We start from the raw sequence: 22,404 nt of genomic DNA on the forward strand, positions 1-22,404 counted from the left end.
TCATTTTCGTATGATGAAAAAAAAATTCACCTAATGACAGATAACAAATGGACATTGTTATTTCTTGATGATGATTATTCTAATATCCTTTTAAAAATTATTGTATCATCCAATAATGAGGTTAGTTTTATCCCGACAGAACATTTAGATTTACAGAACATTAAAATTGTTGCACAGTCAGATTTAAAATACAAAATAATCTCGTTGTAGATTATAGAGGTTTATAAATTGAAAAAAATTAAAATAGAAAAAACAAATTTTGAATATAACGAGGATGATATGACTTGTTTTTTTGATAATGGTAATAAACGGGCAGCTTTTATCAGGGGTGATGAAATTCAATTAATTATTGATTTGGTTGATCATGAAGTTGTTTTTCACCCTGATGTTAGGGTGAATATTTATGAAATTGATGATAATTCATATCGAATTGAATCGTTTTATTAAAATTGGGGAATTAATATGCAAAAAATGTTTTTTAATAATTACACATTTCTCTACGAAGACAGCCTGACGTATTTTTTAGATGAAAGATATCAGAATATTCTATTTGTCAAAAAGATTAATAATAATCATATTAAAAAAAATAAAATAAATTTTTATGATGGTGCTAATATAATTATTCAGAAATGCGATAGTTATATTAAGTTTCATCCTCTATGGAATGTATGTATTGAACAAGTTGATGATAAAACATATAAGTTATCAACTGATGATTAATTATTATAATGAAAATGCTCCTATACTAAATAATGGAACAGCAAAGCCTACGGTTTTGTGAGATAATGTTATTTAAGATGGGAGTTTTTATTTTGTCTAATTATTCAAAAGAATTTATAGATTTAATTATTTCACTATTAAAGAAGGGCCACATTACTAAATCTTTAGCTAAATACTATGATGTTTCAGCTAAAATTATTAGTAGTTTGTTGAGACAGATTTCCATTATCATAATTAATCGGATGACCCTTGCTATTTAGATAACTGAGGTCGAAATTAATATCTTTGTTGGAATGTTTTATATCTTTGTTATGCTTAGCATGTCTATACATAGCACACCATGGTTTACCATTTTGAAGGTCAACTGTGTCTGTAGCTCCGAGTGGTTTCATATTACTTCTCCTTTGTAATTAAATCCATTTAAAATAAGAAAGAGCGGAGCGCTGAGTTACGCGCAGAAAGAGCTAGCGCCTTAAGTATTTTTGCGCTTGCGCAAAAATACGGCGCTCTGCGAGGCAGAAAGAACGTATGCATCTATGTTAGCAAATAGACATATTATGTATTAATAATAAATCACTATAAATGATAATACGAATGAGAGACGGAGCTAACGCTCGTGATCTTTCGGATGAATACGGGCCCAACTATCAAACTATTATTCGCTGGTATAGTTAAGATGAAAGAGTTATCAATCCTAATGAGCGATACATCAAAAAATTACAAAAACAATTAATGGCTTTAAAACGTGAAAATGATATTTTAAAATCAGCCGCGATAATTTTATTATTTATGGTTATCCACGAATTGCTGCTGTACTAGGTGGTATAGATGGAATTATACAAAACTTATGGCATTAATATTATAATTAGAAGAATAAGCCAAAGCAGTATTAATTAATTTTATTATATTAATGGGTATCAACATAACTTTTAGAAAATTTTTTACTTTAAATTGATAAATCAATAAATAGAATTCGGGATATCTCACTGTTATCGTGCTAGAATGAATTTAATCACAAATTTTCGGGAAAACTATACAACAAAAAAGAAAAGAAACTTTATAACTAATGATTAAGGTGTATCGTTACTAAGCTCTAATACACATGATTATAAACATGAAAAAAAAGAAAAAGAGAATTATTCATTTTTTGTAGAACAATTAAAGGCGAACGATAGACAGATTGAAGAACTACATAAATTACTAGATCAATCAAAACAACTACATCTCACTCAACAAAATGAATTACAAAAAGAAAAACAAAAGTTAAAGAAAATAATAAATATAGCATCAAGTCAAATAATGTTAGAGATAATGACAATTAAACAAAGTAGAAGGCATTTTTTTAAATTTTTTTGATAAACTTTAGTTTTATTATTAAGTCTAGAATAAAAGCCACTATAGGTATGATACTTAAGATTATTTTATAAAAGTATAGACATTTATATATTTTATCTGTATAATTAAAAATTATATTTATTTGTGATAGTTGTCTATAATTTTTGAGATTATAAATATTATTATTGCAATTAATATTGAGGATAAATATATATTTAAATTTAATTTTAAAACTATTAGTACTGTAATTGCACTAATTATTCCCACTAATATGCTTTTCAATTGATTATTTTTTTCATATCATCTACCTCAATCTATAATAAATAATTTTTAAGGATGTTATATATTATGCGATTAATTAATAAATTAAGTTTAATCACACTGTCTTTATCACTTTTAGGGGCTACATTGTCTCCTATTGTAGTTAGAGCTAATTCAGATTCTAATGTGAATTATGTTGAATCTAAATCTACAAATAATAATGATGGCATGTCTCCATCTATTAGTCAAGATTTAGATACTAGCGTTTTAAATAAATATATAAGTGTTGAAAATAACCAATTTGTTTTAAAATTACCTACTAATCTTAAAATTTCCAATGATTTAAAAAACAAAGCCTTATCTGAAATATCTGTTACAAATAGTATAATTAAAAATCAAAATTTAAAAATTGATCCTAAAACGCTTATTGCTACTGATAACTTCACTGTTGATGATAATAATTCAAATGATGATGATGGTATATCTTTTCGTTCTTATGGAAAAAATGGGGTAATAAAATATGGTTGGAATTATGCTAGGATTGGTTTTGATGCTGGACTAACTAAAGATATTGTTACGGCTGGTGTTTCTGGTGTTGCTGGATATCTTAGCTATATAGCTAGTGGCCCTGGAGCTGCTGCTGTTGTATCTGCGGTTTCTGCTGTTGTGGGTAACCATATTCATATCAAGAACGGTACTTATGTTGATTATAATGTTTTCACTCATAAAATTACTAGATATGGATGGCAATAATATTATTTTCATTAACTGCATTCTTTTTTATAACCACAAAGCTAATTTGTAAATAAATATTAGGTAATTATCTAGCTTATGAGATTTTTTCATCTCATATGATCTGACCCCAATAAGTTGGACTAGTAATTTTTGCTAGGATATCAATCCCAAATATTGATTTGGTGATTAATATCCTAGTTTTGCTTTTATTCTATTATCATTGTAATCCTTAATCCATGATTTCATCGCATGGATTAAGGATTTTTTGGTATCATAATGCTTATTCATCATTTCAATTTTCATAATATGAAAGAATGATTCCATTTGAGCATTATCTAAACACGTTCCCTTACGGGACATTGATTGAATAGCTCCATATTTCTTCAACGTTTGAACCCAAACATGACTCTGGTATTGAATGCCTTGATCACTATGCACAATCGGATGATCAAAAGTGTCTTGAATGTTATCTAAAGTTCGAATTAATGGCTTTAATGTTAATGCTACCGTTGGGTGGCTATTGATTCCATATGCAATGATTTTATCAGAATATAAGTCCATCACTGGTGATAAATAAACCCGATGGTTTATATCTTCATTGCCATATCTAAATTCACTTACATCTGTTGTTATCTTTTCACCAAAATTGTTAGATGAAAAAACGCCATTTAAAACGTTATCAGCAATATGGCCTACTTGACCTCTGTAAGAATTATATTTACGTTTTCGCTTTCCAAATAACTGACACTGTAAGCTATATTTCTGCATAATTCTTTGAATTCTTTTATGGTTAACATGATTCCCATTGTTATTGAACAGGGCGGTTATTCTTCTATATCCATAAGCCGGATGGGATTTAACTGCTTGTTTAACCTTATTATCAAGTTCATTGTTTCTTTTAGAAAGCGAAGCTTTCTTGTGGTAATAATAACTACTTTTAGGAAATGAAATTGATGATAATATCTTAGAAAGTGCAACATTACTGAATTTCTGTATTAATAATTCAACACTTTCGTATCGATCATTATTCCTAAGTAACTTTTCGTATTCAAGTTTAATTGATAAGGTTAAATTTTGCTTTTTCAATATTTTGATTTGCTTTACAACACTATTTGTGAGAACATTCTTTTGATGGGACTTATGTTTATTCATTAAATATAGGCTTCCATTCTCTAATCTCCGTTGCCATGTGAAGATGCTTGACGGAGATGCAATATTAAAATGAAGTGCTGTTTCTGGATACGACTTTTGGTAGAGGTGCATCCATTTCAGCACTTTTAATTTATACATATAAGAATATTCTTGATCAAAATGTTTTGCAATAAGTCCTGATTTACCAAAGTTTTTATAAGCAGTTACCCATGAATAAATTGTTGCTGATCCTTTGATATCATATTTACGGTTCAACGTAGTTGAGCCAATTCCAGAGAGATACTCTAAAACCACTTTTAATTTCAATGCACTACTATATTTTGCCAAAATAAAGACCCCCATAGACTGAACATTTTTTGTCCAACCTATGGGGGTCTCTTCAACACTCGCTAGAGTGTCCTTTTTGTTTTGCCTTTTTAGAACTTATAGTTAGATATAATTCTGTTTGAAGGAATTGTAATATCACAATACCATGTTAAATATAGTCTAGCATCAGTTGTAACGTCGCTGTTGTCTATATCAAAATGATCTATAATTACATTAGTGTTTGTTGAATCGGTTAAATAATTAGATTGAATAAGACGCAAAGAATCCATATAAGAGGATGTCTAACTATATTGGTAGGAGTGGTTATATATGGTTAGATAAAGTTGAATGATCTGACAATCCTTTGGATGAATTTAAAGCCCACAGAATTGAACATTAGTGTTCTCTCCTCTGTGGGCTTTTTTATGATTAGTTGTGATGAAGTTCTTCTTTTATCAGGTGTGTTGTATTTGGTTATAATCGTTTATTAAATAATTGGAATCAAAATTATTTAAACATTATAAGTGAGCTTTTTTTCTTCTTAATGTATTTTTTGCTAGCGAGTATCCTTTTACAAAATTATAAATTTCTATTGCTCTGTTATTGAATAACATATTAATTAAATAAATTAGTTTTACAGGGTAGTGCTTAAATTTGTTACGAATTTTATAATCATTTAATGCTTGATTATATCCTAATTGGAAATCTTTACTTTGACGGCGAAACATGTTGTAGTTTACACTTTGGGGGATTCCGCCAGAAAAATTATAATTCTCATAATTTTTCTTTGCAAAATCATAGTTTCCGTTTTCATAATTTTTTTTGACAAAGTCATGTAAATTCAGTAAATTCATACATACAACTCCTTAAGCAACACACATTTTAAAAAATTACCCGTGCAGGATTCTAACCTATAATTCTGCTCTTATAAGCAGCGTCTTAAACAATTGACCAATGAGTATGGTACCATACTAGCATAAAATAAAAATTAATAAAGAGGAAATATTGAAAATAAATCAACTTTATTTTTATTAATTTTAGCCAATCTGTTAAATAGAATCCCTTTTTTATAAACTGCTCCTATGTAAAGCTATGGCACAAAAATAATTAAACTTTCATACTGATTCAATTCGGATTGTACCAATGAATATAGTTCGCTTTTTAACTACTAGATCTTCATAACTATTGAAACGGGTTAACTTTTGATTAAATTAGGCCGTTGGGCATACACGTACGTACCTGGTTTCTTAAATCGTCTGATCATTAATGAGTTAATATTTAATTCATTCATCAATCGTTTTACTCTCCGCATCCAAATCTTGATTCAACAAGTTGCCATTAGGGCAACCCTTAAACGCGGTGCGCCATAAACTTTATAGTTGTTTTGCCAAATTGCATTAATTTTAGGCTTAATTATTTCGTCTTGCTTGCGGAGACTACTTGCCTGATAATGCTTCCAGTTATAGTAGGTTCGCCTAGGCAACCCAATTGCTCTTAAAATGCTAGTAATGCGATAATCCTTCTTTTGGAGCTGTTCAATGAGCTTCAACCCTTTAACTCTGGTTATTTTTTGCCAAGAATTATAAAATATCATGTTTATCTTCAACTTGCGCTAATTTCTTTTTAAGGGCTCTAAATTCTGAATTCGTGACATTACCGTCTTCAGTTGAAATTACTTCTCGATCCTTGACCCACTTAGAGATAGAGGCTACAGTCATGCCATGTTCTCTTGAAAGTGAGATCATAGAACGATTTTCGTCATTATGCATCTTCACAATGCTACCTTTGAATATCTTTTTGAATAATTGGACAAATTAAAAACTCCCATCTTAAATAATATTATCTCACAAAACCGTAGGCTTTGCTGTGCCATTATTTAGTATAGGAGCATTTTGTGTTGGAATTTTATATTAAGGGGAGTTATTTATTATTGTGTTTCCCCCTTTAGTAAATTTGTAATAATAATTGCAAAAAATAATCCTAACGAAGCCATTAAACATACCCCTGCAAATCCAAATGAATCATAGATAATTCCACCAATTCCGGAACCAATTGTTAATCCCAAATACAAAAACGAACTATTAAATGACATTAAAGTTGATCTATTTGATGGAACGACATTAACGATATACGAATTCAAAGACGTAACTCCAAAACCTTGAGCAAAAGCTAATAAAATAAGTAAAATAATAATTCCCCAAATATTATTTTTAGAAATAATGAAACCTAAAATAAATACGATAGAAAAAATAGCATTTAAATTAATAGATCTTTTCTTACCTGTAATATTCATTACTTTTCCACCAAAAAAACTAGCAATAAAATTGGATAAACCATAAGCAATGAAAACATATCCTGTCATGGCAACGTTAAACTTAAAATTATTTTGAATATAAGTTCCTAAGAAAGTGTAAATTCCGTAAAATCCAATCATCCAACTTAAAGTAATCATTAATGCCGGGACAGCGTTTTTTGTTAAAAATACATTTTTGAATGAAGCTAAATAAGAAACTGATTTACTATTAATAATATTTTGTTTTGGAGCGAATAAAATAAACAAAAGGGCTACTAAGGTTAATACTGCTGATCCCCAAAATGCCATATGCCAATTGCTTAGTTGCGCTAATAGGGTCCCTAATGGAACTCCAATTGCAATTGAAAGTGATAATCCCGACATTACAATTCCCATAACTTGATTCAACTTTTTACCATTAAAGTTACTTCCAATAAATGCCCAAACATTAGGAACAAACAATGAAGCTCCAATTCCAGCAATTGTACGATATATATAAAACTCTATTAAGGTATGAGAAAATCCACATAGAAGAGACCCTACAAAAAATATTAAAATACCTATAATCAACAATGTTTTTTTATTATATCTATCACCTAATGGACCAAATAATGGAGATCCAACTGCAAAAAAAATTGCATATATAGTGACTCCATAAGCAGAAAGCGCAATTGATGCATTAAAACTTCGAGCAATTTCTGGAAGTATTGGTGAGATAATAAAAGAATCAGCTCCAGTTACAAATACTCCGAAAAATAATCCCAAAATAGTCAAAAATTTTTTCTTTTCTAACATACTGATGATTCTCCCTTCATTTCCTAAAGTTTAAATCTTAAATAAAATTCATTCAATTGAATAAACAATTACTAGGTAACATTTTATTGTCTATTAAGAATAACTATAAAATCTAAAAATAAAGATGTTCCTATGTCGATAAAAGAATTTAAGGCTAAATTATCAAAATGATGAAGGAATGAGGGATGGAGCTAACGCTTACTACCTTTCGATAGTTCTCGCTATCAAAATATTCTTTACTGAAATCATGAATCTGAAAATAGCATAAATTTTGATGAGTGTGACAAAACAATTAATGTACAAGTATAAAGGTGCACATCACCTAATTATCATACCTCAGACTTGGATTAAACTGTTGCTCTATAATGATATTCCTTACGGTCCCATCAATGAACATCAATGAGCTTATTTAGCTAGTGGCTTTGATGATAAACTTAATTAAATTATTTCATATAGTATCATGCAAAAGTGATTGGTCAACTAGCAACTGAACCGATTGTTCAGACCCACTGGGCTTTACCTAGTATTTTAATTATCAATAGTGATATTTTTAGTCAATATATCAGCTAGCTACCACGATATAGATAAAATTAGAATTAGTTATAAATTTTTGTCTGGATTCTTGACATATTATAATTAATTATATTAATATAAATTCTAACTTGAGGAGGTGTTTTTAATGAATAACGCTACTAAAAGTGAATTTAGGCACAATGAAATTTGTCCATTAGATAGCACATTATCAATACTATCTGGAAAATGGAAATCTATCATATTATGTAGGTTAATGAATAAAAATTTTCATTTTAATGAATTGAGTCGCAGTATTAATCAATGTTCACGTAGAATGCTAGCAATACAATTAAGGCAATTAATTAATGATGATGTAGTTAAAAAAAACATTATGATTAAAAATCACACAAATGTAATTATTTGTTATTCACTGACACATTTAGGTAGATCATTGGTACCGTTAATTAAAGAAATGGATAAATGGGGAGAAAAATATATAGAAGAAGAACAAAAAAATAATTAACTTAAATTTAAAATTAAATCGATGAAGAATCCCCATAGGGAGGGCAGAAAATTTTCACCTGTTTCTATGTCAATAACTTGAACTAATTTTATGTAGTTTTGACCAGACTAATTCTGTCATGATTTAACATCTTATATACCAGTCAATGCTTGCGATTACTTCTTCAATTGTTTCCAACTTTGTTTGATGAACAATCTATCGTTTCAGCATCGAATGAAAGTTTTCGATGTGGGTATTATCATAAGGATGGCCCTTTAATGAGTAAGAAGACTGGCTTATCAGCTACTGCTGCTTGCATCGTTTTAGTCACTAGTTCGTCAGTCATTTCATTGCCTACCATTTGATGTGCCAAGCTTTATTAACTAAATTGGCTCGTTGTTAATAATCGTTGTGCGTAGTTGGCTTTCTGTATTTTTTATTCATGATGGAATTAACTGCTAAATCGCTCTGGAACTAACTTTAAGGCCTTGATTCAAAAGGACTTGGTAAATTTTTGGATACCCATAGACATACGACTCTGCTGTCAAGCAACTAAAATGGTCTGTTTTAAAATAATATTTTGCTAGTCTCGAACTGTTGGTTCGTGTTTGATTCGGTAATGGTAGTTTTTTTGGTATTTTAAAAGCATGTAGCGTAATCGCTAAGCAGTTTTCCATGTTATAAACTCTTGATAAAACCCAAGTCTTCTTTAACGGTTAACGTTTACTAGGTAACTTCGTAGCTCGTTTTAAAATTTCCATTTCCTCATTAACTTGAGCTAATTTTTTTCCATTTGAACGTATTTTTCATATGAAATCTGCTTTCCATTAACATTAATGGAAGAACTCTGTTTTAACCAGCAACTGATTGTGTTAGTTGAAACATCGTAGTCCTTAGCTAGAGATTTAATACTGTGGTCTTGCTTAGATAATGAAATAATAGAATTGTTCCTATGATTAAATTCCAGACAAAAAATTTTAATTAATTTGCGTCCTGGCTATTGCACGATGATCTGCTCCTATGATTAAAATTACATCAGATTTAATCATAGGAGTATGCATTCTTAATTATTACTTAACAGCGCGCCTAATTTTGCATTCGTTTCATTTCATCATTCAGTTAACTTCATTTATAAACAGAAAAAGCATAAATTTGATCAATTTTGTGTTGACATTCAAAATGAAACGGATTATTATATCCATAACATATTAATTAGAAGTTACTGAGAAAAGATGAGTAAGCATTAAGCTGATTTTAACAGAGAGCCTGAGCTGATGAGAACGGGTATTTTGGTTGGTGCTGAAGATGGTCTTGGAGTAATTTTAAATGGTGAGTCGTCAGATGAGCCGTTTACGAATTAACACCCGTTACCGTGTTGAAGGATAGCTAAGTGAGTGTCCGGAGATGGCCGTTAAGATATTGACGGCTAAGATAGGGTGGTACCGCGTACATAGAGCGCCCCTAGAATTGGAATTAATTTTTCCATTTCTAGGGGCGCTTTTTTATTTTTCAATCTTTTGGAACCAAGGAGGACATCGCAATGACAGTAAACGTTAAGAACGGGTTTGTAAAGAGTCAGCATCAATTACCAGCTCAAAAGCTGCTGAACCCAGTTAAAATTTTAATTTTAAATTTAATGCCAACTAAACAAACGACGGAACAACAATTTATTAACCTTTTGAGTCAAGTCCATCAAGACGTTGAAATAACGTTCTTATATACTAAGACCCACCATTTTAAAACTACTGATCAAGATCAGGTTGCCAAGTGTTACTGTAGTCTGCAGCAGATTTATGACAACTACTATGATGGATTGATCATTACCGGGGCCCCGGTTGAACAAATTGATTTTTCAGCCGTTGATTATTGGGATGAGTTCTTAGCAATTAAGGATTGGGCGACCACCCATGTGGGACAAACAGTCAATGAATGTTGGGCTGCCCAAGCAGCGCTGTACACTGACTTTGCGATTCCAAAGGTGGTGCTCAAACATAAATTATTTGGCATTTATCAAGCCAGTTGGATTGATTCAAATTGTCAGTTAAGCTTCAAGTTACCACGGTTTACTAATCCACAATCACGGCATTCACAATCGGTAATTAACCGGAGTGCACTACCAAGTGGGTTATCGATCGTTGCTGATAATTTGTTCACCGGTCCATTAGTTTTGCATTCCGGAACAAAACGCCAAACATACTTTACCGGACACCCTGAATATGATGCTGACACCTTGGACTTAGAATACCATCGTGATCTAGTCAAAAATGAAGGGGTGGCTGCTCCAGCAAACTACTACAACCGTGAACACCAGGTTGAAAACACTTGGCAAGCTAGCAGCATTCAGTTGTACCAAAATTGGATTGATTTAATTGAAAGTGAGGAACTTAATTATGACAAAAAACAAATTGCACTTTGAAACCCTTCAGGTCCACGCAGGCCAAGTTGTTGATGAAACTGGCGCTCGGGCGGTCCCAATTTATCAAACGACTTCATATGTATTTAAGGATGCCAAACAAGCAGCCAATCGGTTTGGCTTAAAGGATCCCGGTAATATTTATACCCGGTTAACAAACCCAACGACCGACGTTGTGGACAAGCGGGTCGCAGCCCTGGAAGATGGGACCGCCGGGGTAACCCTTGCCACTGGGTCTGCTGCCATTACTGCCGCCATCTTGAACATTGCTGGTCAGGGTGACGAAATTGTGGCTGCTAGTACCCTTTATGGTGGAACCTATGATTTATTCGCGGTGACTCTGCCTAAGTTGGGGATTACGACCCACTTTGTTGATCCCGATGATCCCGAAAACTTTGCAAAGGCGATTACACCTAAAACTAAGGCGGTGTACGTTGAAAGTATTGGGAATCCTAACATTAACCTCGTTGATTTTGAAGCGATTGCGAAGGTGGCCCATGCTAATAACATTTTGTTCATCGTTGATAACACCTTTGGGACTCCATACCTAGTTCAACCACTAGACCACGGTGCAGACGTTGTCGTTCATTCCGCAACTAAGTTCATTGGCGGTCATGGGACCACAATGGGTGGGGTCATCGTGGAAAATGGCAAGTTCGACTACAAGGCGAGTGGCAAATACCCGGGCTTTACCGAACCGAACGACCAATACGACGGATTAGTGTTTGCTGACTTAAAGGGTGCTGCCTTTACCACTAAGGTGCGTGCAGAAACGCTGCGTGACTTAGGGGCGACCATCAGTCCATTTAACTCCTTCCTCCTATTACAGGGATTAGAATCATTGTCATTACGGGTCCAACGCCACGTTGAAAACACCCAAAAAATTGTCGAATTCTTATCACACCATCCTAAGGTAGCTTGGATTAAATATCCAGGCCTAAAGGATAGCCCGTACCATGCGTTAGCGGAAAAGTACTTCCCTAAGGGCGTGGGTTCGATCTTTACGCTGGGCTTGACCGGTGGTGAAAAGGCTGGAAAGGAATTGATTAGTCACTTACAACTATTTTCGTTGCTAGCCAACGTGGCTGATGCAAAATCATTGATTATCCATCCTGCTTCGACGACCCACGCGCAGTTGAACGATGAACAGTTACGTGAAGCGGGAGTCACCCCAGACTTAATTCGGATTTCAATCGGGGTGGAAAACGCTGACGACTTGATTGCTGATTTAAAGCAGGCTCTTGATCAAATTTAAAACGATTAATTAGAAAGTGGAGTGATAGGTATGAGTAGTGATTGTAAATGGCAAAAAAAGATTGATACGATTTTAGCACAAGCGGGGAACCGCGTTGATAATGTAACGGGTGCAATTTCAATGCCGCTTTACTTTTCAACGGCTTATCGACACGAAGGGTTGGGCAAGTCGACGGGGTATGATTATTCACGGATGACCGAACCGACGCGGGACGTTTTAGAAGATGTCTTAGCACAATTGGAAAATGGCTGTAAAGCATTTGCTGTCTCATCGGGGATGGCTGCGATTCAACTAGTCTTTACCCAGTTCAACACTAATGATCACATTGTGGTTTCAGATGATTTATATGGCGGTTCGTTTCGCTTCTTTGATTTATTAGAACAACATTACCACCTTAGATTTAGTAAGTGGGATGGCAAGGATTACGCTGAATTGGACCGCCTATTAGCAGATGATGCAAAGGCGGTGTGGATTGAAACCCCATCGAATCCAACCATGAAGGTGATCGATATCGATGCCACTGCTAAGCATGCCCACCAAGTGGATGCCCAATTAATCGTTGATAATACCTTTTTCACGCCGTTAATTCAACAACCGTTGAACCACGGTGCCGACATTGTCGTTCACAGTGCTACTAAGTACCTATCCGGGCATAATGATTTATTAGCGGGCGTCGTAATTTGTAAGGACGAAGCCACCGCAACTGAAATTGGGAACAACCTAATTACGATCGGGTCGAATTTGGCACCATTTGATTCATGGTTATTAATCCGCAGCTTGAAGACGTTACCACTACGGTTACGCAAACAAGAAGCCAATGCGCAAGCGATTGTAGCTGCATTGCAAAAATCCGACCTGGTGGATTCCGTCCGGTATCCCGGTCGCGGTGGGATGGTCAGCGTCTACGTTAAGGACGCGGTCAATGTGGATCAATTCCTTCAGCACCTGCAGGTCATTTCCTTCGCTGAAAGCCTTGGGGGGACCGAAAGTTTAGTCACCGTCCCTGCTATTCAGACCCATGCCAACCTTAGTGAAGCGGAACGGCAACGGGCAGGCATTACTAATAATCTCCTCCGAATTTCATGCGGAATTGAGGATTCTGACGATTTATTAAGGGATTTAAAACAGTCACTACTGGCTGCTAGTGATAAAGTGGGGGTGGATCACGATGGCAAATAATCAGTTTTCAGATTGGACAAAGGTCATTAAAAGTACCACTAAACCGGACCCAGCCACTGGCGCGATTAACCCACCAATTCAATTATCGTCAACGTTTGAACAACGTGATTTTGATCACTTTGGTAAGTGGGACTACTCGCGGAGTGGTAATCCAACCCGGGACGTTTTAGAAGCCAGCATCGCCACCCTTGAGCACGGGACCCGCGGATTTGCATTCGCCACTGGGATGGCGGCGATTTCCACGGCCCTGTTGACTTTAAACCAAGGCGATCACGTGATTTTAACTAAAAATGTCTACGGCGGCACGTTTCGCCTAGTGACTCAGGTGTTGGTTAAATACGGGATTGAATACACCTTCGTTGACCTGGGCGATGAAGCGGCTTTAAAGCAGGCCTTTCAGTCAAATACAAAGGTCGTCTACATCGAAACGCCTTCCAACCCCACCCTCCAAGTAACCAACATTGCAGACGTTGCCCAAATTGCGCATGCCCATGGGGCGTTAGCCTTCGTTGATAATACGTTCATGACCCCAATCCTTCAAAAACCACTCGATTTAGGCGCTGATTTAGTGCTGCATAGTGGGACCAAGTTTTTGGCCGGGCACAGTGATATCTTAGCCGGGTTAATTGTCACTAAGGACCAGGACTTAGGTGATCAGGTGTACTTCTTGCAAAATGCAATGGGGGCAACGTTAGGGGTTTCTGATTGCTGGTTATTACTACGGGGCATCAAGACGCTAGCCGTTCGCATGGAAAAGGAATCAGCGAATGCATTAGCATTAGCGACCTGGCTAGAGCAACAACCACTGGTGACCAAGGTGAACTATCCGGGGCTATCAGATTCACCGGACTACCCAGTTCAATCGAAGCAGGCAGCTTCCGGTGGTGCAGTTCTGTCTTTTGACATTGGCAGTGAGGATAACGTCAGAAAGCTGGTCGAATTAGTCAAAATTCCCGTCTTTTCCGTTTCACTAGGGGCGGTCGAATCGATCCTCTCCTACCCACCTAAAATGTCACATGCTGAAATGAATCCGGCAGAACGGCATGCTCGTGGCATTACCGACGGATTACTCCGCTATTCCGTTGGGCTTGAGGATGTTGAAGATTTAAAAGCGGATTTAAAGCAAGCCTTTGAGCAAATTAAATAATCCATCAATCGGGTGAATTTTTAGAATTCACTCTTTTTTTATGCTTTGTGTTGACAAACGTAAACAGACGGTTTAGGATGTTAGTTGTAAAGTTTACATATGTAAACACAGCCATGAAGGGAGCTGAGAACGCTGATTAGAATAATCGGATTAATGATTGGAATTGGCTTGATTGCATTCATTGGGTGGTGGTTTTTTGCACCGCGCCCTGAAGATCGCAAGCAATCGGCAGTGGTCGCAAACCATCAAACGGTAGCAATTGATGTTAACGGTGGTTATGCTCCGGAAACCGTAGAATTGCAGGCGGGAGTGCCAGCAACCCTGAATTTTACCAGACGGGATCCATCGGGGTGTTTAGACCACGTAGTGTTCAATGATTTTGGGATTAATCAGGAGTTACCGAAGGGCAAAACCGAGTCAATTGATATTGATACTAGCAAGCCGGGGGTTTATCAGTGGGCTTGTGGAATGGATATGTTTCACGGAAAGGTCATTATTAAAGCATAATTGGGGGCATTAAAAATGAGTGAAAAAGAACAAGTGGTAACTGTAACTGTTGATGGTGGCTATCAACCAGCCGTTGTAAATTTAAAGCAGGGGGTACCAGCTAAATTAGCGTTCGTACGAAAGAGTGAGCAGGGATGCCTAGATACCGTTCAGTCTACGGATTTAGGATTTAATACTGAATTGCCACTAAATCAAACGAAGACGGTTAGTGTGGATACTGCCCAAGCTGGTGAATTTACGTTTAGTTGTGGGATGAACATGGTGAGCGGAAAGGTCGTCGTTAAATAATGACCACGTCCCAGCGCTTTTGGATTTCACTGGTGCTATCAGTACCAATGTTAGTTCAAATGATTTTAATGCCAATGACCGGGTGGATGTTACCCGGTGGTGATTTGACATCGTTAGTTTTAGCAACCCTAATAATGATCGTTTCAGCACGGCCGTTTTTACAAAGTGCGTGGGCATCATTTAAAAAGCACCATTCCAACATGGATACGCTCGTTGCGATTGGGACCATGACTGCGTATGGATTTAGTCTATATGCGATGTTTAACCACCAACCAGTGTTCTTTGAAACCGCAGCGTTCGTAACGACGTTCATCCTGTTGGGTCAGGTGTTGGAAGTCAAAATGCGTAAGCAGGCATCAAATGCAATTGAAAAGTTACTTAATTTACAGGCTAAGGATGCAATCGTGTTCAGAAATGGCCACTTTCAAAAATTAGCAATTGATGAAGTGGTCACGGGCGACATCATTAAGGTTAAACCGGGTGCAAAAATTGCGGTGGATGGCGTGATTGTAAAGGGTCAATCCACAGTTGATGAGTCGATGGTAACTGGTGAAAGCATCCCGGTTGAAAAGGGAGCTGGTGATTCAGTGATCGGTGCGACCATTAACGTTGACGGGACCATGGAATACCGGGCTCAAAAGGTCGGCAATGATACCATGCTCTCCCAAATTGTGGCAATGGTCAAGCGAGCGCAAAATAGCCATGCCCCGATTCAAAGTCTAACGGATCAGGTCTCTAATCTGTTCGTACCGGTGGTTTTGATAATTGCAATCATTACGTTTTTGATCTGGTACGTGGGATTAAATGCCACCGTGGCCCAAGCGTTAATCTTTGCAGTGTCGGTAGTCGTGATTGCATGCCCGTGTGCACTGGGGTTAGCAACCCCCACTGCACTAATGGTTGGAATTGGTCGTGGTGCTAAGTTAGGGATTTTAATTAAGAATGGTGAGGTTCTTGAAGCCGTCAATGGCGTCCAAACCGTTGTGTTTGATAAGACCGGAACGATTACCGTAGGAAAGCCACAAGTGACTAGCGTTCGGGGTGATTTACACCGGGTGGTGAGAATCGCCGCTAGTTTAGAAGCCGACTCACAACATCCGTTGGCAAGTGCAATTGTCCAATTCGGCAATCAACGGGGGATTGAACCATTGCCGGTAAGTCAATTTAAATCACTGGATGGTTATGGGGTGACTGCTCAACTCAATGCCCAACAGTTTGTGGTTGGTAAGTTGGGCTCACGCAGCATCAGTCCGGATTTACAGCAACAAGCAAATGCGATGCAACAAGCTGCCCAAACGGTCGTTTACGTGGGGGATGCTCACAATGTGTTTGGTTTAATTGGCATTCAGGATGGCCCTAAGCCGACCTCGCGAGCTGCAATTACTGAATTAAGGAAGCGGGGGTTAACAACGGTAATGCTGACTGGTGATAATCAACAGGTTGCTAATGCCATCGGAAACCAAGTGGGAATCGATGCGGTCATTGCCAATGTGTTGCCAGAGCAAAAGGCGGATTACGTTCAGCAGATTAAGCAAACCAATCAAGTTGCATTTGTGGGCGACGGAATTAATGATGCACCGGCGCTATCCACTGCTGATGTGGGCATTGCAATGGGTTCTGGAACCGACGTTGCAATTGAAGCTGGTGGAATTGTGCTAATGCGTAATGATCTTCAAGATGTGAATCGGGCGTTATTACTAAGTGGTAAAACGTTTAATCGAATTAAATTAAACCTATTTTGGGCATTTATTTATAACTTGATTGGCATTCCAATTGCCGCGGGTTTATTTTCCGGAGTGGGATTAATGTTAAGTCCTGAACTGGCTGGGCTAGCAATGGCGTTGAGCTCGGTCTCAGTGGTAGCGAGTTCATTAATGCTGAACTACGTGAACGTCACGCCGCATCACCTTAAATCATAAAAAATACGCACCCGGTTGGCAATTGTCCAATCGGGTGCGTGTTTTTATTTATTTTTATTTATTAGTAATGATTTTATGATTCTCGTTCAGCTTGATTGATTGCAGCTTCAATATCATCATTTTTAAAGTCATGGTTTAGATAGTCTGCATTATCAATCGGCAGTTCCAAATCAAGCTTTTTAAACTTTTGAATCCCTAAATCACCATTGAACCCTGAAAAGTTCATCAAGTGTCCACCAATGCTTTGATCATCTGAGATAAAGTGAGCGTGAAAGCCACCGACTGCAAACTTACTGAATGCATCTGGATAATAGTATGCAATAACGGTCCCAGAAAGATGCTGACTTTCAAATCGTTTCTCTGATTTAGCAGTTGCGACTAATGATGGATAAGGCTTGCTTTGTTTAAATACGGATCTGGTTTTAACCCATTCGAATTGACCATGCAGTTTGACAGAAAATAAGATGTTTTGGTATTGGTGGTGCTTGAAAATATAATTCCCTAGTGATTGGAAATCGTTAATTTGTATATTATTAATAGTTGAATAGGCTGCGAAGTGAGCGTTAACGAACGGAACTGTGAAGTGATCATCAGCAATTGTAACACTACCGTCGCCCCGGATTAAAAGCGGGGTTCCGTTGTTGATGATTGATTCACCATCAAGGCCGTCTCCACTACCAATCCCAGTATCACCATGCGTTAATAATTCTTGAATGTCGATGGTCCCATCGAATAATCCCGGGACGATCATTGCACCGGTGCCATGTTGAAATAAAGTTATTTTGCTTGTCATTTAAAATCCTCCTAATTTGTTAATAATGATAATATTAAGGTAAAGTTACCAATATTAAATGAACAAAATGGCAGAATTGTTCAATTTTAAGGGGATGCTTAAATGTATGCAAAACGAAATGAAACGATTAAGCGAATTGTTAATGGCACGCTCACTTTATCTAAAACCCATGGATTTAACAGAGTAACCGTTAGTCAAATTGTAAATGAAGTGGGCATTAATCGTGGCACCTTTTATCGCTATTTTAATGATAAAAATGATGTGATTGAGACGGTTGAAAATCAAATTTTAAATCATATTGATAAGTTTCAATCCCGATTAATGAATATGAATATCCATGCAATTAGAAAGCAAATTATTTCAGGTGCATTTATTAATTATATTTTGCAACTTTTTGATATGCATCGGGAAGTGCTTACCCTTTTGTTAAGTGACAAGGGTGATATTAATTTTAACAATAAGCTAGAATTTTTCTTTACCCAGATGAATTATAAAACGATTGGCAAGTTAAACTTCACCATCAATAAAAAGCAGAAAATGATGATCGCAACTTTTTTAACCGGTGCAGTCCTAAATTTACTAAAACTGTCCCTTTTTCATCCCAAAGACTATACAGCTGATGATATTGCAAAAGCTAGTTATGAATTAATTCGTGATAATTTAATTCACAAACTGTAATCAAACAAGCGGCTGGTGATTAACTCACTAGCCGCTTTGTTGGTTATTTTACATATCGATTTAAAAATTGTTGAACCGTTTTTTCGTAAAGGCGCTTATTATGTTGGTAGGATGATGCGTGCCCAGCCCCCTTAACAATTAATAACTGCTTGGGCCCCTTGCTTGCACGGTAGACTGGATAGACCATCTTAGTCGGGACAAAATGATCATTACTGCCGTGGATGAATAGCATGGGCCGATGGTTTTTAGCAACCTGTTTGACTGAGTTACCATCCCCGTAAAAGAAGCCGTTCTTAACCTTATTGATGACGCTGACCATTGGTTCGATTGGATAAAATGGAATCGTGGGCATGTGGTAGAGTTGCTTGGCTTCATGCTTTAATTCGTTTGTAATACTATCATAGCCGCAATCCTCGATAAAGGCCTTGACCTGCTTAGGAACGTCTGATTCGCCACTTGTCATCATGGTGGTGGCGCCCCCCATGCTGACCCCAAACATAATAATTTTAGATTGCTTACTGTTACGACGGACCACCTGGTGCATCCACTTAACATAGTCACGCCGGTCTGGCCAACCGTAACCGATGTAATCACCCTGACTTTGTCCCTGTCCACGATCATCAGGGATCAATACGTTATACCCTAGCTGATGGAATAAACTAGCATATACGCCCATCGTATCTTTATTCCCCATATAACCATGGGCAATAATTGCGGTTTTGTTGGTGCGTGTCTGGGCTGGAATGTAGTATGCATCTAGTTTTAAATTCGTGCCCGCAGCAGTTTCGAACCAGCGGTCCTTTTTAGTGTGTAAAAACCACTGTTGGTTTTGGTAGAGCGGGTTGTTTCTTGAAATGGTGGCATTTGATAAAAATGATTTTTTGGCGGGCACTGAGATAACGGTGTACAGGTAAGCACTCGCCGCACAAAGAACGATCACAATAATACTGATGATGGTGGTAATCGCAATGGTAACTTTTCGTTTAGTAGACATTTTGCATCACTTTCCATTATTTTTAATGTCTATTTTAACACAAATTAAAAAAGCGAATGTCGTTTTCGGCATTCGCTTTAAATTATGACTTAAATGAATTTCTAAATAGGTACTTCTTTAATTCCTCACTCGTGGGTTGCTTAGTGGTATCAAAACCATCGAATGGCCGGAGGGCCACTAATGCACTTTGTTGGTACTTCATTCCCGTTTTGACAGCATAATCAACTAGTGAACCATTCTTAATTTGTTTGACTAGCTGGGCACTAGGCGTTAATTCAGGATGTTCGACCCGCATTTCCATTTCCTGTAAGACTTCATCGTATTCGGGACCAGCTTGAATTTGGTCCACAAATAACTGGAGTCTTCTTAGGAACGAACGGGCTTGGACCTGATGGTTAAAGTGGTTTGGATGTTCACTAGCGACTTCATCATTTACCCGATTGGCCTCGGTTAATGCTTCATTGACCGTGGATTGCTTTAATGGTGGGTTCATGATAAAGTAACTGGCCATTACCCGAATAAAGCGGATGGTGTTGGTCTTGATTCCAATTTCACTGGTTGGATCAAGATCTAACATCCGTAACTCAAGATATTGAATTCCAGTGTTTCTTAGGTCGTCAAGGTCTTTCCCACCCCGGAACCGGATTGGGCCCTGTCCCTCAGAAGCGCGAACTAATAGTTTCTTTTTAACTGCGTCGTGAATAGAAGCGATGTATTTATCGATACTGGTATAATCAACTAAGAACTTAGCGCCGTATCCGTAACGATTGGTCTGTCTTAAACTTCTAATTGGTTGATCAGGGCCCTTATCATGGTCATAATAGTTTGCTTCGGCAATTGGACTAGCACCGAATAAGTATGTAATAATCCATCTATATCTTACGAATCCTTGTCCAAGTCGCATGTAAAGATAGTCCTTTACATCTTGTTCAGTCTTGAATTGATCACTCATCTCAGACTGAATCAACTTGATAACGTGGTTATGAATACTTAAATTAATGTGAGCGCCACACGGAAGGGCCTTTTCCATTCCATGGTGTAGCTTAACCCAATTAACTAAAAACTCGCGTTTTTCAGGGGTTGCATCGGTAATTAAATCGTTAGTTTTGTTCTTGGGCATGATTGGTGGCATTGATAATGGCCATAAGATTTCACCAGGGGCTAACGCATTTCTTAACGCATTATTGATTCGATATAAATAATGCATTGCATCTAATGGGCTATCAGCTGGTGGTGTGACCACTTCAGACATTGCAATTAAAAAGTCCTCGGTAATCCATGGATTACTATGGGCATCCCCAATGGTGTCCGGGTATGGTTCCTTACTTAAGTGACCGGTTTCATCAGCCCGGTCCATTTCAATTTCTAATCCCATTCGAAAGTCTGAAGTTCTTGCGACTGCTTCTTTTTCAAATAGGAGGTTACCAATTTTACTAAACATAAGCATTCCTCCTCGATAGATTGCAGACAATGTTATAATTAAAATCTGGTTAAATTATTATAATATTTTTAAGCAAGTTTGTAAAGATGGTATAATGATTTACTTTAATTATTATTTTAAAAACTGAAATTACAAATTTAAAGGGGGAATTTGAATGCTTAAAATTGATGCCCATACCCATACGCACCTCTGCCCACATGGCAGTGGTGAATCCACTCGAAAAATGGTTGAACGTGCGATTCAACTGGGCTTTTCTGAATATCATATTACCGAACACGCGCCAATGCCGACGAACTTTGCGAGCGCCTTCGGGGGACCATTAGCTGATATTGAGTCGGAAGGACTAGCCCCCGCTGATGTAGAGCGGTATCTAAAATTAGCCACTGACTTACAACGTGAATATTGTGGTCAAATTAAAATTAGCGTCGGGTTTGAAATCGAATTTTTGGCTGACTTTGTCGATCAAACCCAGGCCTTTTTTGACCAGTACGGCCAAGAGACCCAGAGTAACATCCTATCAGTTCACTATTTAAAGGCTGCTAATGGGAAGTATTTTGGGATTGACTATGATCCAGCCGAATTACTTGCGGGTTTTGCCACGGAGATGCGGGCTCCTCAACAACTATACGAACGCTATTTAAAAGCAGTATTAGCTAGTGCCCAAATTGATTGGCACCGTTCACAGCCCTTAGCACTAGGCCACATTAGTTTAATTAAAAAATTTCAGGATTATTTTCAATTTCCAGCTGCATTTGATCAACATAATCAACACTTGATTGATCAAATTATTAATGCAATGCAGAAACACGATTTAAGCTTAGACTACAATGCGGCCGGACTATATAAAAAATTTGGCAATGATTTTTATCCCGGAGTTCAAATCTTAAAACGCGCATTAGCAGCCAAGATTCCAATTCAATTCGGTTCTGACGCGCATTCAATTGATGAGGTCGGTCACGGCTGGCACATGCTAAATTCTTTTCAAAAAGTGTTGACAAATGAAATTAATTAGAATATTATTGTGACAACATCATTTAAGTCTAATCTAAATCTAATTGTTTTGAAACGGAGAGTAGCTAGAAATGATTTTTGAGAGAGTCCCGCTGAAGTTGTGAAGGGATAAAGAATTGCTAGTGAACCACACCGTTGAACAGAATTGTTGAATCTTAAGTAGGCGA

20 protein-coding genes and 1 other annotated feature (1 of these 21 running past the window's edge) are annotated in these 22,404 nt (G+C 37.0%); of the genes, 13 read left to right on the forward strand and 7 right to left on the reverse strand.

Annotated features, from left to right (window positions below):
• Positions 1–228 precede the first annotated feature (228 nt).
• The 3 genes from MOO44_RS00880 to MOO44_RS00890 all read left to right on the forward strand — a co-directional run bounded on the left by MOO44_RS00880 (position 229) and on the right by MOO44_RS00890 (position 3,069).
• The gene (locus MOO44_RS00880) at positions 229–447 is read left to right on the forward strand and encodes a hypothetical protein (RefSeq protein ID WP_260116034.1); all 219 of its coding nucleotides are present in this window, start codon (positions 229–231) and stop codon (positions 445–447) included.
• A gap of 15 nt (positions 448–462) precedes the next feature.
• On the forward strand, positions 463–720 hold the full coding sequence (locus tag MOO44_RS00885) for a hypothetical protein (protein WP_260116035.1): 258 nt from the start codon (positions 463–465) through the stop codon (positions 718–720).
• A 1,683-nt stretch (positions 721–2,403) separates the two neighbouring features.
• Positions 2,404–3,069, forward strand: a complete 666-nt coding sequence (locus MOO44_RS00890; protein ID WP_260116036.1) for a hypothetical protein — start codon at positions 2,404–2,406, stop codon at positions 3,067–3,069.
• Positions 3,070–3,237: 168 nt separating this feature from the next.
• Here MOO44_RS00890 and MOO44_RS00895 read toward each other — a convergent pair whose 3' ends face one another.
• From MOO44_RS00895 to MOO44_RS00910, 4 genes are all read right to left on the reverse strand, one after another.
• Positions 3,238–4,530, reverse strand: a complete 1,293-nt coding sequence (locus MOO44_RS00895) for an IS3 family transposase (RefSeq protein WP_260115717.1) — start codon at positions 4,528–4,530, stop codon at positions 3,238–3,240.
• Between the two features lie 497 nt (positions 4,531–5,027).
• The gene (locus tag MOO44_RS00900; protein WP_260115718.1) at positions 5,028–5,363 is read right to left on the reverse strand and encodes a hypothetical protein; all 336 of its coding nucleotides are present in this window, start codon (positions 5,361–5,363) and stop codon (positions 5,028–5,030) included.
• A 726-nt stretch (positions 5,364–6,089) separates the two neighbouring features.
• Positions 6,090–6,302, reverse strand: coding sequence for a transposase (locus MOO44_RS00905; RefSeq protein WP_260116041.1), 213 nt, complete (start codon positions 6,300–6,302; stop codon positions 6,090–6,092).
• A gap of 134 nt (positions 6,303–6,436) precedes the next feature.
• Positions 6,437–7,597: an MFS transporter gene (locus MOO44_RS00910; RefSeq protein WP_260115719.1), complete on the reverse strand. Its 1,161-nt coding sequence runs from the start codon at positions 7,595–7,597 to the stop codon at positions 6,437–6,439.
• A gap of 679 nt (positions 7,598–8,276) precedes the next feature.
• Between MOO44_RS00910 and MOO44_RS00915 the strand changes: the two genes are divergently transcribed.
• The 8 genes from MOO44_RS00915 (at position 8,277) to MOO44_RS00950 (ending at position 17,320) form a co-directional block, all read left to right on the forward strand.
• Complete coding sequence (locus tag MOO44_RS00915; protein ID WP_260115720.1) at positions 8,277–8,633, forward strand: winged helix-turn-helix transcriptional regulator; 357 nt, start codon at positions 8,277–8,279, stop codon at positions 8,631–8,633.
• A gap of 1,519 nt (positions 8,634–10,152) precedes the next feature.
• Positions 10,153–11,028 (forward strand): homoserine O-acetyltransferase/O-succinyltransferase family protein, encoded by an 876-nt coding sequence (locus tag MOO44_RS00920; RefSeq protein WP_260115721.1) that lies wholly within the window; start codon positions 10,153–10,155, stop codon positions 11,026–11,028.
• Positions 11,003–12,280 (forward strand): O-acetylhomoserine aminocarboxypropyltransferase/cysteine synthase family protein, encoded by a 1,278-nt coding sequence (locus tag MOO44_RS00925; RefSeq protein WP_260115722.1) that lies wholly within the window; start codon positions 11,003–11,005, stop codon positions 12,278–12,280. The genes MOO44_RS00920 and MOO44_RS00925 overlap by 26 nt, the downstream gene beginning before the upstream one ends.
• A 30-nt stretch (positions 12,281–12,310) precedes the next feature.
• Positions 12,311–13,459 (forward strand): PLP-dependent transferase, encoded by a 1,149-nt coding sequence (locus tag MOO44_RS00930; protein ID WP_260115723.1) that lies wholly within the window; start codon positions 12,311–12,313, stop codon positions 13,457–13,459.
• A complete protein-coding gene (locus MOO44_RS00935; RefSeq protein ID WP_260115724.1) occupies positions 13,449–14,606 on the forward strand; it encodes an aminotransferase class V-fold PLP-dependent enzyme in 1,158 nt (385 codons plus the stop codon). The genes MOO44_RS00930 and MOO44_RS00935 overlap by 11 nt, the downstream gene beginning before the upstream one ends.
• 153 nt (positions 14,607–14,759) lie before the next feature.
• Positions 14,760–15,113: a cupredoxin domain-containing protein gene (locus MOO44_RS00940; protein ID WP_260115725.1), complete on the forward strand. Its 354-nt coding sequence runs from the start codon at positions 14,760–14,762 to the stop codon at positions 15,111–15,113.
• Between the two features lie 15 nt (positions 15,114–15,128).
• Complete coding sequence (locus MOO44_RS00945) at positions 15,129–15,401, forward strand: cupredoxin domain-containing protein (RefSeq protein WP_260115726.1); 273 nt, start codon at positions 15,129–15,131, stop codon at positions 15,399–15,401.
• On the forward strand, positions 15,401–17,320 hold the full coding sequence (locus MOO44_RS00950) for a copper-translocating P-type ATPase (RefSeq protein WP_260115727.1): 1,920 nt from the start codon (positions 15,401–15,403) through the stop codon (positions 17,318–17,320). The genes MOO44_RS00945 and MOO44_RS00950 overlap by 1 nt, the downstream gene beginning before the upstream one ends.
• 73 nt (positions 17,321–17,393) lie before the next feature.
• Here the strand turns inward: MOO44_RS00950 and budA are convergent, their stop codons facing one another.
• Positions 17,394–18,113, reverse strand: a complete 720-nt coding sequence (budA, locus tag MOO44_RS00955; RefSeq protein WP_260115728.1) for an acetolactate decarboxylase — start codon at positions 18,111–18,113, stop codon at positions 17,394–17,396.
• Between the two features lie 102 nt (positions 18,114–18,215).
• Here budA and MOO44_RS00960 point away from each other — a divergent pair, with 102 nt between their 5' ends.
• The gene (locus MOO44_RS00960) at positions 18,216–18,791 is read left to right on the forward strand and encodes a TetR/AcrR family transcriptional regulator (protein WP_260115729.1); all 576 of its coding nucleotides are present in this window, start codon (positions 18,216–18,218) and stop codon (positions 18,789–18,791) included.
• Between the two features lie 43 nt (positions 18,792–18,834).
• Here MOO44_RS00960 and MOO44_RS00965 read toward each other — a convergent pair whose 3' ends face one another.
• On the reverse strand, positions 18,835–19,785 hold the full coding sequence (locus tag MOO44_RS00965; protein WP_260115730.1) for an alpha/beta hydrolase: 951 nt from the start codon (positions 19,783–19,785) through the stop codon (positions 18,835–18,837).
• 82 nt (positions 19,786–19,867) lie between these two features.
• Positions 19,868–21,226 (reverse strand): glutamate--cysteine ligase, encoded by a 1,359-nt coding sequence (locus MOO44_RS00970; RefSeq protein WP_260115731.1) that lies wholly within the window; start codon positions 21,224–21,226, stop codon positions 19,868–19,870.
• A 154-nt stretch (positions 21,227–21,380) separates the two neighbouring features.
• Here MOO44_RS00970 and hisJ point away from each other — a divergent pair, with 154 nt between their 5' ends.
• Entirely contained in the window at positions 21,381–22,238 is an 858-nt protein-coding gene (hisJ, locus tag MOO44_RS00975; protein ID WP_260115732.1) for a histidinol-phosphatase HisJ, read from the forward strand.
• 39 nt (positions 22,239–22,277) lie between these two features.
• Positions 22,278–22,404, forward strand: a binding site (T-box leader); it runs 104 nt beyond the window's last position.

The sequence above is a fragment of the Nicoliella spurrieriana genome (genome assembly GCF_023380205.1).
Lineage (GTDB): Bacteria > Bacillota > Bacilli > Lactobacillales > Lactobacillaceae > Nicoliella > Nicoliella spurrieriana.